Annotated in this window: 11 protein-coding genes; 9 read left to right on the top strand and 2 right to left on the bottom strand. The window is 33.7% G+C overall.

Annotation, left to right across the window (positions count from 1 at the left end; all coding sequences use genetic code 11):
- Positions 1–5 precede the first annotated feature (5 nt).
- The 6 genes from QYS48_RS01850 (at position 6) to QYS48_RS01825 (ending at position 11,754) form a co-directional block, all read left to right on the top strand.
- Entirely contained in the window at positions 6–2,402 is a 2,397-nt protein-coding gene (locus QYS48_RS01850; RefSeq protein WP_308357294.1) for a TonB-dependent receptor plug domain-containing protein, read from the top strand.
- Between the two features lie 842 nt (positions 2,403–3,244).
- Positions 3,245–3,679, top strand: coding sequence for a MarR family transcriptional regulator (locus QYS48_RS01845; RefSeq protein WP_308357293.1), 435 nt, complete (start codon positions 3,245–3,247; stop codon positions 3,677–3,679).
- A 97-nt stretch (positions 3,680–3,776) separates the two neighbouring features.
- Entirely contained in the window at positions 3,777–4,574 is a 798-nt protein-coding gene (locus QYS48_RS01840; protein WP_308357292.1) for a hypothetical protein, read from the top strand.
- 197 nt (positions 4,575–4,771) lie between these two features.
- Positions 4,772–7,135, top strand: coding sequence for an Ig-like domain-containing protein (locus QYS48_RS01835; protein ID WP_308357291.1), 2,364 nt, complete (start codon positions 4,772–4,774; stop codon positions 7,133–7,135).
- Positions 7,136–7,316: 181 nt separating this feature from the next.
- Entirely contained in the window at positions 7,317–11,270 is a 3,954-nt protein-coding gene (locus QYS48_RS01830) for an ATP-binding protein (RefSeq protein WP_308357290.1), read from the top strand.
- Positions 11,271–11,457: 187 nt separating this feature from the next.
- On the top strand, positions 11,458–11,754 hold the full coding sequence (locus QYS48_RS01825; protein ID WP_308357289.1) for a hypothetical protein: 297 nt from the start codon (positions 11,458–11,460) through the stop codon (positions 11,752–11,754).
- A gap of 114 nt (positions 11,755–11,868) precedes the next feature.
- Here QYS48_RS01825 and QYS48_RS01820 read toward each other — a convergent pair whose 3' ends face one another.
- On the bottom strand, positions 11,869–12,312 hold the full coding sequence (locus tag QYS48_RS01820; protein ID WP_308357288.1) for a hypothetical protein: 444 nt from the start codon (positions 12,310–12,312) through the stop codon (positions 11,869–11,871).
- A gap of 199 nt (positions 12,313–12,511) precedes the next feature.
- On the opposite strand from QYS48_RS01820, the gene QYS48_RS01815 reads away from it, so the two are divergent.
- From QYS48_RS01815 to QYS48_RS01805, 3 genes are all read left to right on the top strand, one after another.
- Positions 12,512–13,570: an NAD-dependent epimerase/dehydratase family protein gene (locus tag QYS48_RS01815; protein WP_308357287.1), complete on the top strand. Its 1,059-nt coding sequence runs from the start codon at positions 12,512–12,514 to the stop codon at positions 13,568–13,570.
- An 88-nt stretch (positions 13,571–13,658) separates the two neighbouring features.
- On the top strand, positions 13,659–14,660 hold the full coding sequence (locus QYS48_RS01810) for an NAD(P)/FAD-dependent oxidoreductase (RefSeq protein WP_308357286.1): 1,002 nt from the start codon (positions 13,659–13,661) through the stop codon (positions 14,658–14,660).
- A 65-nt stretch (positions 14,661–14,725) separates the two neighbouring features.
- Positions 14,726–15,058, top strand: coding sequence for a 2Fe-2S iron-sulfur cluster-binding protein (locus QYS48_RS01805; RefSeq protein ID WP_308357285.1), 333 nt, complete (start codon positions 14,726–14,728; stop codon positions 15,056–15,058).
- Positions 15,059–15,389: 331 nt separating this feature from the next.
- Here the strand turns inward: QYS48_RS01805 and QYS48_RS01800 are convergent, their stop codons facing one another.
- Complete coding sequence (locus QYS48_RS01800) at positions 15,390–17,477, bottom strand: thiamine pyrophosphate-dependent enzyme (RefSeq protein WP_308357284.1); 2,088 nt, start codon at positions 17,475–17,477, stop codon at positions 15,390–15,392.
- Positions 17,478–17,560 lie beyond the last annotated feature (83 nt).

The raw sequence follows: 17,560 nt of genomic DNA, 5'->3' as shown, positions 1-17,560 counted from the left end.
ACTCAATGAAAAAAGTTGCTTTTCTTTATTTATTTTTTAGCTTTTCTTTTGTTAATGCACAAACCGTATATAAGCAGGCATTAGACAAATTTATTTCCCAAAGTCAGCAAGAGAAAGTATATCTTCATTTTGACAAACCACAATATGGTGCCAGTGAAAGTGTATGGTTTAAGGCTTATGTAACCAATGCTGTATCACATCTTCCAACAAATGTGAGTAGCACCTTGTATGTTGAACTGATCTCTGAGGAAAAAATAATAGTAGATTCATTAGCACTTTTGATTGAAGGTGGTACTGCACACGGTAGTTTCGACTTAAAACCTAACTTAAAATCAGGGAATTACAAAATAAGAGCTTACACGCAATGGATGCGAAACCTTGACCAAGAATTTTTTTATGAGCATTACTTTCCTGTAATCAATCCACTTATCACATCAGATATTTCAAATACCGAGAGTCAAAAAAAACAAAAAAATAAAATCATCGCAGACTTTTTTCCTGAAGGCGGAGATTTTATCGATCAAATACCCTCGAAGGTTGCTATTAAAATTTCTCGCGAAAATCTTCTTGATTTGCAAGTAGAGGGGGTAATTATAGATGATTTGGGGGAAGAAATCACAGAATTCGAATCGGATGTCTTAGGCTACGGTTTAAGCTTTATTGTACCAAAATATGGCAAATCCTATTTCGCATTAATTGAAGGTGATACTTTCAAGCTCCCTAGTGTAAAGAAAGCTGGAGCTGCAATTAAAATAATTCATTACCCTAATTCTGCTGGGCTACATGTTGGTGTTCAAGCTAATCGATTAGATTTAAAAGAGGGTACACTTGTAGTGCATAAAAGAGGGCAACTTCTAATAAGTAAGAAGTGTATGGATAGCTCATCTATGGTTGTAAAGATTGATAAATCAGAATTGGGAACTGGTATAGTTCACTTTACTTTTTTCGATCGGAATCAAGTGCCGCTTTCAGAGCGTTTGCTTTTTGCCAATCCTAATTTATTTGATCCTCAAATAGAAATAAGCACTGATCAAAAGACTTATAAAAAAAGATCCGAAGTGAACATAGAAATAGTTGCAAACAACGATTCGGTAAGAACTGCCTCACTTACCATTAATCCCTTGGAAGAATCTTCCTACGATAAAAACGGTGAGAATATTAAGAACTATTTCCTATTGAATTCAGACTTAAAAGGAAAAATTGAATCTCCTGAATACTATTTTACCGGTACTAAAAAAGCATATGCATCACTTGACCTCTTGATGCTATCTCATGGCTGGTCAAGATTCAACTGGGATATTTTATTGGATTCAATTGATTACTCTCCTCAGTTTATGCCAGAAAAAGGACTGAAAATAGGGGGGCAAGTAAGTGATTCCAAAAAAGGTAAAATAAGTACAGACCTTTCAATCACTGTAACTATTCCTGCAATAGGATTGATGACTGATACTCTTCTATTGACCAGTGATGATGGCAGCTTTCAGGTTAGCGATCTTGTATTAATGGATAGCACAATGGTGTTTGTGCAGGTGTATAAAGAAAAAAATGGTAGAATTATGAAATATAAGGATGCCAAAGTAGAACAGCAATACTGCAAAAGACCCGAAATAAATGCTTTTTCAGTACATAATAACGGTGCTAATAGAAAATATATTGATAAGGTGAAAAAGCTGAATCAAATTTCAGAGGCTTATTTTTTGCAAGACCAGACAATAATGCTTGAAGAAGTTGTTGCTAGAGGAAATAGACTTGAAGAAAGCAGCCTGGGAATAAATACTATATATGAAAAGCCGAGCAGTAGAATAATGTTGGATTCGGTAGGAGTAGTGCAAGGTTTTACAGTATTTGATTACTTAAGACGAGTGCCTGGAGTATTTGTTGTTGGTAGACCTCGTGGTGAATTGGTTATTATTAGAGGGTTAAATTCATTTAGGTCGGAAAAGGGAGCTGCTTTTTTTCTCGATAATATACCTGTAGATGTTGATGTAATCAACTCAATACAAATAGAAGATGTCTTGCTAATAGACGTTTTGAAGGGAGCGGATGCGGCAATTTATGGTACAAGAGGTGCTACTGGTGTTGTTGCAATTTTTACGAGGAGGGGGAAGCAAGTTTACCCTAATAGAGAAACCAAATCAGACGGATTATCAGTATTTTTAAATCCAGGCTATCACAAATCCAAAGAATTTTACCAGCCAAACTATAGTATAGTTGAGGAACAGCATGGCGTTCCTGATTACCGAACAACTTTGCACTGGAATCCAGATTTAACATTTGAAGATAGTATTGCTTCAGAAACCTTTTTTTCTTCCGATCAGAGTGGCTACTATGTAGTGAGAGTTGAGGGAATGTTAACAAACGGAACCCCTTTCTTCAAAGAACATTTGATTGCTATCGAATGAATTGACGGAAATTTGAATGCAATCTACTTTTTAGCACCAGCCAGACATGTAGCGCATTGGTGGAGGAACAATAAGGAATAAGTAACTTCATAATTCTTGTCGGAAGTATTGTATTTTAGTTACTTATATTTTCCATTTATGTAACGGGGTATTGAGTATTATGGTATATATAATTTTTGTTTTGAAAGGATTTAACTGATTTTTTTGCTATGCCCTTACCTTTTCAAATTATTGACTACACCTGAGGCATAATTTTCGAAAAAGAAATTAAATGTAAATTTTTAGACTTATGGGTTTGTTTTTTGATTATTGGTTCAAACCTTAGCTTTTTCTTTTCCATTGGTGTTTCATATTATAGTTTTTAACCATTTTCCGATTATAGATTTGAACTCGAAGTTCGAATTAGATTAAAGATTAGAAATACCTATTTTCAATATTGTAGTGTGTAATTTGAATGAAGTTTGTCCTGCTATTTCGAATAAAGGTCTTTCATGTATCATCTTAATTAATAGGAAGCTGGAACTAAATATTCCTTTTTTAACAATTCAATTCCTAGAAATTCAAAATACGCAGGATTTGAATTTCTAGGTAAATAAACTATTGTGGTGGCTGTGGTAGGGGAGGAAGTCCTGCACTAATATAGTTCTTAGGTAAATCATTTTAAGATTATCTGTGTTAGCTTATTTTTCTTTACAGCTAACGCATATATTGTTTCCTATTACAAAAGTTTTTATTTCTGCAGAGGATGTTTAGTTCAAAACTATAACCTATGTTACCACAACAAACCAGTAGTTTTAATTTTTCATTCTTTATCTTTGTAGTTGTTATACTAACTATTGAGAATGCAAGAAGCTGAAAAATATAGTCGTTATTCTTTTTTACTTGATAAAACTGCAAAAAGGGTAAAGCAATACGCCAAGCAACGCTTTCGAGAATTAGGCTGGACTATTACCATTGATCAATGGGCAGTTTTAAAACAATTGCACGATAAAGGTGAAGTAAACCAAAGGGAATTGGCAACTAATACTTTTAAAGATCATCCTACCATGACTCGAATTATAGATCTTTTGAAAGATAAAGGTTTGATAGAGAGGAAACCACATCCAGCTGATAGAAGAAGCTTTATGATTGCTTTAACAAATGATGGGGATAAATTGGTAAACGAATGTTTACCAGAAGTACAGAACATAAGGATGAAGGCTTGGGAGAATCTTTCAGAAAAAGACTTTAAAGAATTCAAGCGTATATTGGAAAGTATATATGAAAACCTTTCTTAAAATGAAGGTTTCTAACAATCGTATCTAATTTATTACATCAGTTCCAACCAAATTGATCTTTTGGGTATCTTTGTATAACACAATAGACAATACAATTATGAAGAAATTATTGAGTTTAATGCTTAGTATAAGCATATTGTTCACAGCTTGTAATTCAGATAATGAAGCTGAACAAGATCCTAAGCCCGTATTACCACCAGAATATTCAATGGCTCCTAACTTCGATGATTTCAAAGCAGATAATAATCAAAGAAATCAAACTATAGAGAACTGGTTTTATTCTGCTTTAAATGTAGGGGTTTATTCAGCAATATTAACAGGTGGATTAGCAATTCCAGTAACCGCTTTTAAAGCTACCATAAGTCAAAATCCAATATATGATACTGATAGTGGAGTATGGGTATGGGAAACTTCATTTACTAATAATGCAAATGATTTTTCAATCCGTTTAACAGCTGATGTAGTGGATGCTAATGTGAATTGGGTAGGTTCAATTTCATCAACGTCACTAAATGTAGAAAACTTTGTTTGGTTTGATGGTCAGTCTAATATAGATGGAAATAGCGGTACCTGGACACTCTATGAAAGCCCACAAAAGCCAACTGCATGGATAACTGCTGATTGGTCAAGAAATGAGGCTCAAACTGTAGCAAATGCTAATTTTACTATTGAAAAGGAAGGTGACTTATTAGGGAGTTACATCAACTATGCCATAGATGATGAAAATAATTTAGATCGTTCTGTTGAGATTTCAAATACTGAATCAGGGGATTTGATTGAAATATATTGGAATCAAGAATTAAAATTCGGTAGAGTAAAAAGTGAGAAATATTTTGGGGATACAGATTTCCATTGCTGGGATGAAGATCTTCAAGATGTAGAATGTGCGAACTAACCTATTTTGTTTTAAATTGTTGCAAGCCTAGCTCTATTGAGTTAGGCTTTTTTCGTTTTTAAGAGTTCATTTGTTTTTTATACAAAGGTCACTTTAATTCATGCTTAACCAGTTTTGAATCAAAATTCATAGGATTTGAACCAATATTGATAATTTATTATGTCGTACTAATCTAGTTTAGCAAAAAAACTAACAGTATGAAAATAATTAAATTAAATTTGAATTTCAGCCTAATCATCATTTTGTCAACTATTATTATTAATGGTTGCAACAATACGGAGACAGACCCCACTCCAGATATTGAAGTCTCAACCCTAAATGCTTCAGAAATTACACCCAACTCGGCTACGCTTGAAGGGGAAGTTCAGGGTGATGATGTCACGCTAAAGGGAATTGTTTACAATACCTCCGGTGACCCTACTACAGATGATGAAATAAGTTCTGAAGGATCTGGAGAAGGTTCTTTCACAAGTACGATTTCAGATCTTCAGCCTTCAACTAATTATTTCTACCGAGCTTTTGCGACAGGTTCATCCGGTACAATTTATGGTGAAGAAAAACAATTTGAGACTTTAGCAGATTTACCTACCATAAGCTCAGAATCAATAACACTTAATTCACCCGTTGAGGTTGTATTTTCAGCAACTGTTGAAGGCGAGTCTGCAGAATTGAAAGGTGTTTTAATAGGAGAAAATGCGGATTTAACATTAGATAATGCAGAACCAAAAGGAGAATCCTCTGGTGATGGACAAATATCGGTTACTATTACTGGACTGGAGCCAGAAACGACCTATTTTGCTGTTGGTTATGTTACATCAGGTGAAGAAAGAGTGTATGCAGATGCGGTTGAATTTACAACTAATGCATTAGCAATAGATATCACTACAAATGAAATTACGAGTATTGGTGAAGTGGCTGCAATATCAGGAGGAGAAATTACTGGAGAGAATATCTTACAAAAAGGTATAGTATGGTCAAAGTCTTCTAAACCAACCTTAAGTGATAGCTTTACAGAAGAAGGAGAAGGAGCTGGTAGTTTTACATCTGAGTTATCCGAATTGGAAGCTAATACTGAATATTTTGTGCGTGCTTACGCTACAAATGACATTGGAACTACATATGGAAATGAAATAAGCTTTACGACTAAAGATTATTTAAGAGTAATTAGTATTTCGCCTGAATCTGGTGCTACAGGTGTAGCAGAGGATGCGGAGATAGTCATTCAATTTGATGAAGAATTAGACGCTAATTCAATAGGACAAACAACTTTTAAAATAATTGTTTCAAATTCTTCACAAACTTTGGGATTTAGTGGTACTATTCCTGAATCAGACCGTTCTCGAATAGTTCTGACAAGAGATTCAGGCTGGGAGGCAGGTATTATGCATACATTGACCATTGAATCTTCATTAGCCAGCGTAAATGGTAATACTTTAGAACAAGAATTTACTTCTACTTTTACAATCGATGGTGACGCAACAGCCCCAACGATTCAGTCCATTGATCCAGAATCAGGTGCAACAAATGTTAGCCAATCCTTCTTGGGTGCAGATATTGTATTCTCCGAAGCTATAGACCCTAACACACGAAATGATACAAATTTTAAAGTCTTCAGAGGAGAGTCAGAAGTGGCAATTACTGTGGAGGAAGGTGATAATGCAAGTACTGTCAAGATAAGAGTTAGTGAAAAAGTATATGGTAATACTGAATATGAAGTTAGAGTAAGTACTGGTGTTAAAGATTTAGCAGGTAATAGTTTGGCTTCTGCTTTTACCTCAAAATTCACCACCGCAAATTTCGATTTTAGTTTGTCAAACGTGGTGTCATCCTCTGAAAATGACAATAGAGAGCTAAGGGATAATTTTATCATATCAGGAACCAATGATTTAGCTCAATCAAATTTAGATGCTGGACTTATAACGATGAAACAAGGAGCTAATACAGTGCCTATAACGTTATCTATAGTGGATGGTGATATAGTAATAAATCCCAATGCAGATTTTACTGAATTCGAGACAGAATACAGGATTGAAGTTGCAGCAGGATTAAAAGATATATACAATAATGTAACTAGTAGAACGAGAGATGTGACTTTTACAACCATTCAATTTAGTAGTTTATATTGGTATACAATACAACCAGATGCACTAGGGTCTAGCGGTTTCATAAAAGTTAGAAGTTCATCAAATAAAGAAATAGAACTTGGTTCTATTTCTGGAAACAGAACTGGGCATTTTGGCTTTAATAGAAATGAATCAAATGGAAGGTATACTTTGAACCACCGTCTATTTACGAACGATTATTTAAGAGATACTAATTTTGATGATGGTGACATCAGTAGTTTGCAATTAACAACATTAGATTCGCCAAATAGCAATTGGCTAATTGTAAGGCGCTCCGAAACTAATAATAGAAGATTCAGTATGCAAAATCAATTGAATTCTACAGGAGCATTTCTGAATTATACTTTTAATAGTCAGGATATTTTAGATGCTAAAGATAATGGAGATCCGAGTAATTCATCTTTTTGGTTTAAAATTAATCGAGGTCCTGCAAGGTAAATTAGTTTTTTAGGTTAATAGTAAAAGACTGCTCCTAATCAGGGGTAGTCTTTTTTTTTGTAATATTTCATCTAAAAATATCCGCATAAGTATTAAAATTAATTGTATTTAAAATATAATTAATAGATTTATTTTATTTTGATAAATTCTATTAAATTGAAAACTATCCTTTTTGGTTTTCATGAAAAAAACTGTTCTCTTACTATTAGTTACACTTGGTAATTTTCTCAATGGATTTAGTCAATCAATTGAGGTTAAGCATAATCAGTACATACATTATACTACGGATCAGGGATTGCCTCAAGCTTTTATTTCAAGAATCATTCAGGATAAGGATGGCTTTATATGGGTTGCAACTATGAATGGTTTAGCGCGCTTTGACGGAAAGAATTTCAAAATATTCAATACTGTATCTCCTCAAGGCCAACGGCTTTCTAGCAATCAATTAAATGACATATATTTAGGAGATAATCATCTGTTATGGCTTCTTTTCCCACAAGGTGTGGTAAATGTAATAAATACACGAACTTTTGAGGTAGATAACAATCCGAAACCTTTTTTAAAAGCTAGTATTGATAAATTTCCTTTAAAATTTGATTTTGGCAAAACATTAAATTTTTTAAATGGGGGGAATGGGTATTGGTTTACCGCAAATGATGATTATTTCCTACTTTTCGATTCAACTAAAAAAGAGCTCGTAAGAGCCTTTAAAAACAAGCAAAAAAAACAGTTTAAAAGAATTTACAGCTATACCCCTCATCCAGATGGTGGATTTTATGTTTTAACAGATAGTGCGTTTTACCTTTTAGATAAAAATTTTGACTCTTATAAAAAGCTAAATACTGAGGTTAATTTGTATCATACCTTAAAACCTAAGCAGAATATTATTTTAGCCGATGGAAGCATGTTTTACGATTCAGAATATTTTTTTGGTAGATACTTTCCCGAGTCAGATAAAGGTGAAAAGTTAGACTTTAGTCAGCTTAACATACCAAATGCAAGGTTTAACCATATTTGTACTAGTGATAAACAAGGGGGTGTGATATCAAGTGTGGGTGATTACATAGTCCGTTACACTATTGAAAATGAATATGAGATTCTTTGGCATTACCCAGGCAGATCTGACCTGAAAGTAAATGCGCTATTGGTAGATAATACGAATGTACTTTGGGTGGGGACTGACGCCAATGGATTATTTAAGATTGATTTAAATAAAGGGGCTGTGCATTCCTCAGCTCTTGAGTACAATTTTGTTGTAGATCTACTTAGGAATGAATTTGAAATTCCTCTAGAAAATATTCCTGAAAATTGGTTGAAAAATCGTGCTACATATGGCTTAAGATACTCCTATACTCCAAAGGGAAAGCTACTTATTACACAGGAAGGATATGGCTTTGGTGACCAAAGAATAGTATATATCGTTGGAAATAATCGATTGAAGAAGTTAAATCTAGCAGATATCTATCAAAAAGAAATTTGTGGATTATCCTCATCAAATGAGGGGCTTTGGGCAATTGATAAATATCTGACCCTATTTTTTTGGAAGGATTATGATCTTAATGCAATTCCTGATTCAATTAAATTAATGGAGAGTTATAGTAGAGATGGTCCCTTTGTTCAAGACTTTTTATCTGATCAAGGCTCCCAATGGATTCTATTAGAGAATAATGATTTTATTAGGGTCGAGAAAGGAAGTATTAAAAAAACTTTTAATTTAAATACTATATCAACAGGTTTTATTGATTTACATCAAGATAAGGATTCGTCTAATATTATATGGATTGGGGGGCTTACTGGAGGGCTGGTAAAGTGGGATAAGCAGAAGGAAGAAGTAGTTAAACGTTACACGCTTAAAAATGGACTATCAAACGATAATGTTACAGGGATTTTAGAAGATTCAATAGGGAATTTATGGATACCCACTTTTAATGGGCTAAATAGATTTAACAAATTGACTGAAAGGTTTACAAATTACAGTTTAAAAGATGGGTTACTCGAAAGCGAATTCAATAGAAATCATAATTTAGAACTAAAAGATGGAAGAATGGCATTTGGTGGAATGAATAGCCTAATCATTCTAAATCCCTATGGTTTTAAAGTTGATCAATTTAATCCTTCTACAGAAATAGTCGGTTTGAAAATAAACGAGAAGAGTGTTGCCTATAATCCAGATTCATCCTTAATGTCTCAAAGCTTTGCCGAATTAACCGAATTGGAATTAGAATACTTTCAAAATAATTTAACATTCGAAATTGCTTCAACTCATTATAATGATTTAGAAAAATCAAGATTAAGATATCAATTAAAAGAATATAATTCGTCTTGGATTACTTTAGAAAACCAAAGTGCTTTTCGATTAGATAATGTACGACCAGGAAATTATGAATTACTTTTAAATGCTAGTAATTCTGATGGCATTTGGAGTGATAAGATCAAAACAATTATTATAAAAATCAGTCCTCCGCCTTGGTTTAGCTGGTGGGCATTTTTGTTGTATGCGCTATTAACTTTTTCAGTTTTTTTTATCATATGGAGAAATTACAAAAACCGGTTAATCAGAAATCAGAATCTTATTTTTAACCAGAAGGAAGCTGCTAGGCTTCGCGAAATGGATGAAATGAAGACACGCTTCTTTTCTAATGTAACTCATGAATTCAGAACTCCACTTACTCTGATTTTAACACCTTTGGAAAGATATCTGAATAAGGAGAATCCTTCCCAAGAAGTAAGCAGAATTTTAAATTCAACTTATAAAAATGCTAATCAATTATTAAAGCTTGTAAATCAATTATTAGACATTAATAAAATTGAATCAGGCAATATGAAAAATAATGTTGCAGTAGGAGATATAACTGAATTTTGTCAGACAATTGTGAACGACTTTAAAGTTACGGCTAATAGTAAAAACATTATTCTACAATTTGAAGGTGCTTCAAACAGTCATTATTTCTTTAATCAACCACATCTTGAAAGAATTTTATATAACTTATTAAGTAATGCTATTAAGTTTACTGATTCAGGAGGTAAAGTTTTACTGTCTTTAAGTATTAAAGATAATGCTGAGCCTCAAAATAGTAATGTTATAATTAAAGTAAAGGATACAGGTCGAGGGATTCCTGAATCCGCTAAAGAAAAGCTTTTCGATAGATTTTATCAGGTAGATGATTCTACAACTAGAGATTTTGGTGGGACAGGAATAGGATTAGCCTTGGTAAAGGAGCTTACAAAACTCATTGGTGGAGAGATCAGTGTTGAAAGTACACTTGGAAAAGGTAGTCTTTTTAAACTTAAATTTTCAGTTGTTAAAGCAAATGAAAGTCCCGAATCAAGACAAGTTATAGGTGGAAAGGATGCTTTGAAGAATTTTGTTCATGATGATCAAGAACTTATTTTAATAGTTGATGATAATGAAGAATTACTTTCTTTTATATCCGAAATATTAGAAGAAAACCATAATGTAATCACCGCAAATAATGGCAGAATGGCATGGGAAGTAATACAAAAACAAATGCCTGATATTGTTATAACCGATGTAATGATGCCAGAAATTAATGGATATGAATTAATTAAGCTTGCAAAAAATAGTGAATCTACTGCTCATATTCAATTTATTATTTTAAGTGCTCGTAGTGCTCAAAATTCAAAGGAAGAAGGTTTATCGTCAGGCGCAGATGCTTATCTCACAAAGCCATTTCATTTTCAGGAGCTAGAATTAATTATTGGGAATTTAAAAAGTAAAAAATTAAAACTACGTCAGTACTTATTCAATCAAATATTTTCTAAGAATACTAATCAAGATTCGATTAAGAGGACAAATCCTTTCTTAGGTAAGTTAAATAAGTTTTTAGATCAAAATCTAGATGATACTGAATTAGGAATAAATAATTTAACAGTACATTTTGGTATGAGTAAAAGTACCTTAAACAGAAAATTAAAGTCACTCATTAATATTTCTCCAAATGAATATATACGTCAATACAGACTTAAAAAATCATTTAAATATTTAAAAGGGGAAACTACAATTGCTGAGGTAGCTTATAAGGTTGGTTTTGATAATCCTTCTTATTTTTCTCAATGTTTCAAGGAATATTATAATATCAGTCCTTCAGAGGCTATAAAGAAATCCTCAGAATAATTCTTCGTGTAGCAATATTCACTTTTTCTATATAAATAATCAATGATATAAATATACGGGTCTGTAGACGGAGTCATTTTTATAAAGCTAAGTTTAAAGTTATCATTGCATTTTTTCGACCAACCTCTGTTCTTTTATGTCAAAGAATTAAGTTGAATTATTATATTTGAAGATGTAAGTTAAAACTATGACAAACCATCAACCCATCCAGTTAACTCCAACTTTATCTCTTCATATTGACAATGCAGAGTTGAGAGGAGTATGGGTTACTTTTGAAAATAAAGAAGGAGTGAAAATTGCTGCATTTGTTGATCATATTTCCAGAACAATTTCCTCATTCACTTGTAAAGAACCATTAGATGTAATGATTTCCTTGGGTCATTTAATCAAAAATAATGAGGAAGACATTTACTCATATTTTGAAAGTAATTCTTCAGAGTTAACGAGACTGGCAAGAGTTTCTAAATTGAATAATATCTCTTAATCCTCTATAAAATACATAATCATATCTTTCTTCATGATAAGAACATTAGATATAGAAATCTCCATAAAGATTCTATTCTTGAGTTTGTAAGTTTTCTTTAAAGCTACCAAGAATCTAAAACTCTATGAGCTGCTGTAAACTATCAGATAATTGATTAATTGATTTCTGCGTTTCACAGTCATTTGTTTTTATGCTATTTAAGGCATTAATAATTGAATCATATGATACTGCAGATGTTCTATTGAATTGAAACTGTGGTGGTGATGAGTAATCATAAATTACTCCAATTTTACCTTTTTTATTCATGTAATCATAAAAATGATGATGTTTAGCTATATAATCCTTTAACCCAATTAGTACAAAATCAATATGGTTACCAGTTATTAGTAGGTATCGATCTTCTTCATAATATTTTGCTGATTCGAAATTTGTTCCATTTATTTTGAACTGGGTGATTTTTCCCAGGAACTTATCTTTTTCCTCTGCTGATAATAACGAACTTGGTAATGTTATCAATTTACTTATTGTTTGAACAAATAATATTTCTGACTTGCCCATTTAAAATTGATTAACTGATTGTATCATATCAAAAGAAACTGGATAAGTTTAATTTTATCTATTGTCAAATCTGTTAATATCGAATTAATAATTCACTTCATTGAAACTATTGCCATTCGAAGCTTTTTATAATTCAAAATTCTCTTATTCTAAACTATATATTTCTAGCATCGTAATTACAGCCATATAAAACTTTGCTATGACTGAAATTGATAAAACAAAACCTGTATTAGTGACAGGCGCTACAGGCTATGTTGCCGGATGGTTAGTTAAAAAATTACTGGATGAAGGTATAACCGTTCATGCTGCAGTTAGAAACCCTGATAATAAGGAGAAAATCAGACATCTAGACGAAATCGCCAAGGATTCAAAAGGATCGATAAATTATTTTAAAGCCGATTTATTAGAAGATGGCTCTTATGCTGAAGCTATGAAGGGTTGTGAATTAGTTTATCATACGGCTTCTCCATTTACATCAAAATTTAAAAACCCACAAAAAGATTTGATTGATCCAGCAGTAAAAGGAACAGAAAATGTGCTGGAACAAGCTAATAAAACAGAAAGTGTAAAAAGAGTGGTGGTAACCAGCAGTTGTGCCGCTATTTATACAGATGCAATAGATTGTAAAAAAGCACCAAATGGAGTTTTAACCGAAGATGTATGGAATACCACTGCATCGATCCATCATCAACCTTATTCTTATTCAAAAGTCCTAGCCGAAAAGAAAGCCTGGGAAATTAATGAGCAACAAGATCAATGGGATCTAGTAACGATTAATCCTTCCTTGGTTTTAGGGCCAGCATTAAATGCACAATCTATTACTTCGGAAAGTTATAACATATTAAAACAAATAGGAGACGGGACCTTGAAACAGGGAGTTCCTAATGTTGGGATTGGTCTAGTGGATGTTAGAGATGTTGCAGATGCCCATTATCAAGCAGGCTTTAAACCAAAGGCCTCAGGTAGATATATAACTTCTGCACACAACACTAATTTTCTTGAATTAGCGAATAATTTACAACCAAAATTTGGAGATGATTATCCCATTCCGAATAAGGCTTTACCAAAATGGTTATTAATGCTTATCGGACCTTTAATGTCAAAAACGACTACTCGTAAATTCTTGAAAAATAATCTTAATATTCCATTTAAAGCTGATAATTCTAAAATTAAAAATGAATTAGGAATCCAATTTAGACCCATGCAAGAAACAATGGAAGATTCATTTGAGGTACTTATTAAAGCAGGAATGGTATAATTTTTTAAGATAGTTAGTAAAACAACTATTTTTATACGAACTTTGTAGCCGAAATTAAGTTATACCCTTTAATAACTTACAAAAAACAATGGTACAAACAGATATTTGCATAATTGGAGCAGGACCTGTAGGTCTATTTGCTGTATTTGAAGCTGGATTATTAAAGTTACGTTGTCATTTAGTGGATGCACTACCACAAGTAGGAGGACAGCTTTCTGAAATATATCCTCAGAAACCTATCTATGATATTCCAGGCTATCCTGAAGTGAAAGCACAAGAATTAGTAGATAATTTGATGGATCAAATCGAACCCTTTAATCCTACTTTTACATTGGGTGAAAGATTAGATCAGGTTGAAAAAACAGCAACAGGTTTTTATTTGAAAACCTCAGACGGGACTGAAATCGATTGTAAAGCAGTAGTGATTGCGGGAGGACTAGGTTGTTTTGAACCACGTAAACCACCTTTGAAAGAAATAGCTGACTTTGAAGGAAAAGGTGTTTCGTACATGGTGAAAGATCCTGAGCAATTTAGAGACAAAAACGTAATCTTAGCGGGTGGAGGTGACTCTGCCTTAGATTGGACTATTGAGCTTTCTAAAATTGCTAAAAAAATCACTTTGGTTCATAGAAATGAGACTTTTAGAGGTGCACCTGATTCTGCTGAAAAAGTATTTGAATTAGCCAAAGAAGGTAAAATTAATCTACTATTAAAAAGTAATTTAGCTTCTTTATCAGGAAATGGTCATCTAGAATCAGTTAAGATTAAAGGTGCAGATAAATCTGAAATGGAATTAGAAGCGGATTACTTAGTGCCATTATTTGGATTAAGTCCGAAATTAGGTCCTATAGCGGATTGGGGCTTAGCTATTCATAAAAACCAAATAGAGGTAAATACTGAGGATTATTCAACTAATGTTCCAGGTATTTATGCAATTGGAGATATCAATACGTATAAAGGTAAATTAAAACTAATCCTTTGTGGCTTCCATGAAGCAGCTCTAATGGCTCAGTCAGCATTTAAACATATCTACCCAGATAAGCACTTAAGTTTTAAATACACTACCGTAAACGGTATCGAATCATTTTAAATATAACATTAGAATAAAAGACCTGTCAGGTTTTCAAAACCTGACAGGTCTAGTTAATTTTAAGTATGAGTGATATAAAAATTAAAGTTCAGGATTATTCAGGTGAAGTAAAAGAACTTGAAGCACCTACTGATATGGGCTTAAGTTTAATGGAATTCCTGAAAGCGAATGAATATCCAATTTTAGCTACTTGTGGAGGCATGGCATTATGTGCTACCTGTCATGTAAAAGTAGAGGAGGGAATGGATGCTTTAAATGAGCCCGGAGATCAAGAAATGGATCAGTTGGATATATTGCCTAATGCTGAATTTAACAGTCGTTTAGCTTGTCAATTGCGATTACATCCTGATATGGATGGTTTATCTATACGCCTAGCTGCCGATGAAGATCAAGAATAAATTGAGTATAAATTTCTTTTATTGAAGCACTTGCAGAAATGTAAGTGCTTTTTTGTTTGGTACAGAAAGGATTGCTAATTGTGATGAGATGGTAATAGAAAAATATTGTCAGACGACAGTCAGACAAAAAAATGTTAGCGTCTGACTGTCGTCTGACACTAACATTCATCATGCGATAATATTAAATTAGAATATCTTGGATTAAGCTTATTTAAGTAAGATTCCTGACTCCGCAGGAATGACGCTCCTAGTGAGCTAGTCATAATAAGCAATCCGATGTAGAATACACCCAATACCTCAAATCCAACTTCAAACACCCTTCAGTCCTCATCTAATACCCCAATATCTCCTCAATCTGAGCAGCCACTTTCTCAGCATTTGGAAGCATAGCTTTTTCCCATTCTACATTCAAACCAATAGCTGGTAAATTCAATGCGCCATAAGCTCTAACTGGAGCATCTAATTTTTCAAAACAATGTTGGTTTAATCTTCCGGCTAAAGATTCAGCAAAAGAATTCAGTAAGGGTTCTTCTGTTAGTACTAGAGCTCTTCCATGTCTTTCTACGCTTTCCTTCACAGTTTCCCAATCTAACGGGTTTAAGGTTCTTAAGTCCACAATTTCGACTTGTCCCTCAAAATTTTCAGCTGCTGCCTTAGCCCAATAGATTCCCATTCCATAGGTGATAATAGTCATACTCTCCCCATTATCAATCATGTCTTGATCAGCCTCCTGTTCAATTCTAGCTTTTCCTAATGGAACAATATAATCCTCATCAGGCTCATGGTTTTTAGCACCATCTGTTCCAGGTACCTTCGACCAGTATAAACCTTTATGCTCCAGCATTACCACGGGATTTGGATCATGAAAGGCAGCTTTCATCAAGCCTTTCATATCTGCAGCATTAGAAGGATACACAATTTTGATTCCTCTTATCGTAAGTAGTGTTGATTCAACAGAACCACTGTGGTAAGGGCCACCGCCACCATACGCTCCAATAGGTACTCTGATTAAGGATTGAATAGGGAATTTACCATTCGATAGATAGCATGATTTAGATAGCTCTTCTACCAGCTGGTTAATACCTGGCCAGATGTAATCTGCAAATTGGATTTCAACAATTGGTTTAGCTCCAACGGCTGACATACCCGCAGTACTTCCTATGATGTAGGCTTCTTGAATAGGAGTATTAAATACTCTACCATCACCATACTTTTTAGCTAGGTTAGCGGCCTCACGGAATACACCACCTAGTGTTCCACCCACATCTTGTCCGTAAAATAAAGCTTCAGGATTGTTTTTCAAGATATCATCCATGGCATGCAAGGCGGCATCCACCATAACTGATTTTTCAGCACCTTTAGGTTTACGTTCACCTTTTTCCTCGGTGATTGGACTTTCAGCAAACTCATGTAATTCAACATCAGCAGGATCAACATCTTCAGCATCAATCGCTTTTTGGAAGGCATCATTAGCAGTTTGTATCGCTTCTTCTTCGAGTTCTTTTAGAAACTTCTCATCATATCCATTATCCATCAAGTAGCTATGGAATTTTGGAATAGGGTCACCCATTGCATGGATTTCTAAATCTTCCTCGCCTCTGTACCATTCTTTTCTTACACCAGAAGTATGATGACCTAATAAAGGACAGTTTGCATGAAGTAAAACAGGTCCTTTTCTATTTCTTACATATTTGATAGCATCGGCCATTTTAGCGTAAGAATCAGCAAAATCTGATCCGTTAGCCTGCATTCTCTTCAAGCCTTTAAATCCAGCAGCATATTCATAAGCATCCATGGCTCTCATTTCTTTTCCTGTTGCGGAAATCCCCCAATCGTTATCTTGTACTAGATAAATGATAGGGAGGTTTTTCAGAACGGCCATTTGAAAAGCTTCTGCTACTTCACCCTCTGTAACAGAACCATCACCCAATGAACAAACTACTACTGGTTTTTCTCCTTCAGCTCCTAATCCGTGTTCTTCTTTAAATTTTAAACCATGCGCCATACCTGTAGCTGGGATAACTTGCATCCCAGTGGCTGAACTTTGATGTGGGATGGTTGGCATTCCTTCTCTTTTTAAAGAAGGGTGGTTGTAATAGGTTCTTCCACCAGAAAATGGGTCATCCTTTTTAGCCATCAGCTGAAGCATTAATTCATAAGGCTCCATACCAATTCCTAATAAAATACTTTCATCTCTATAATAAGGAGCCAAAAAATCTATTGGCTTTAACTGCATAGAGGCTGCTAATTGAATAGCCTCATGTCCTCGAGAAGTACTATGAACATATTTTGATGCAATTGCTTTGTTTTCATCATAAAGCTCAGCCATCCTTTTGGCTGTATGCATTAATCGATATGCTCTCTCTAAAATGTCTTTGGATATACTGGATTTAGTCTTCTTGGCAGTCTTAACACTCATGCTCTAATCTTTTTTCGTTTCCTAGTTCAAAATTAATGAATTCTTTGTTTTTCCTTACGATTGTTAGGTAGATATTTTGATAT

Origin of the sequence: Marivirga arenosa (assembly GCF_030503895.2) — a bacterium.
GTDB lineage: Bacteria > Bacteroidota > Bacteroidia > Cytophagales > Cyclobacteriaceae > Marivirga > Marivirga arenosa.
This window is presented reverse-complemented; position numbering and strand designations above follow the sequence as displayed.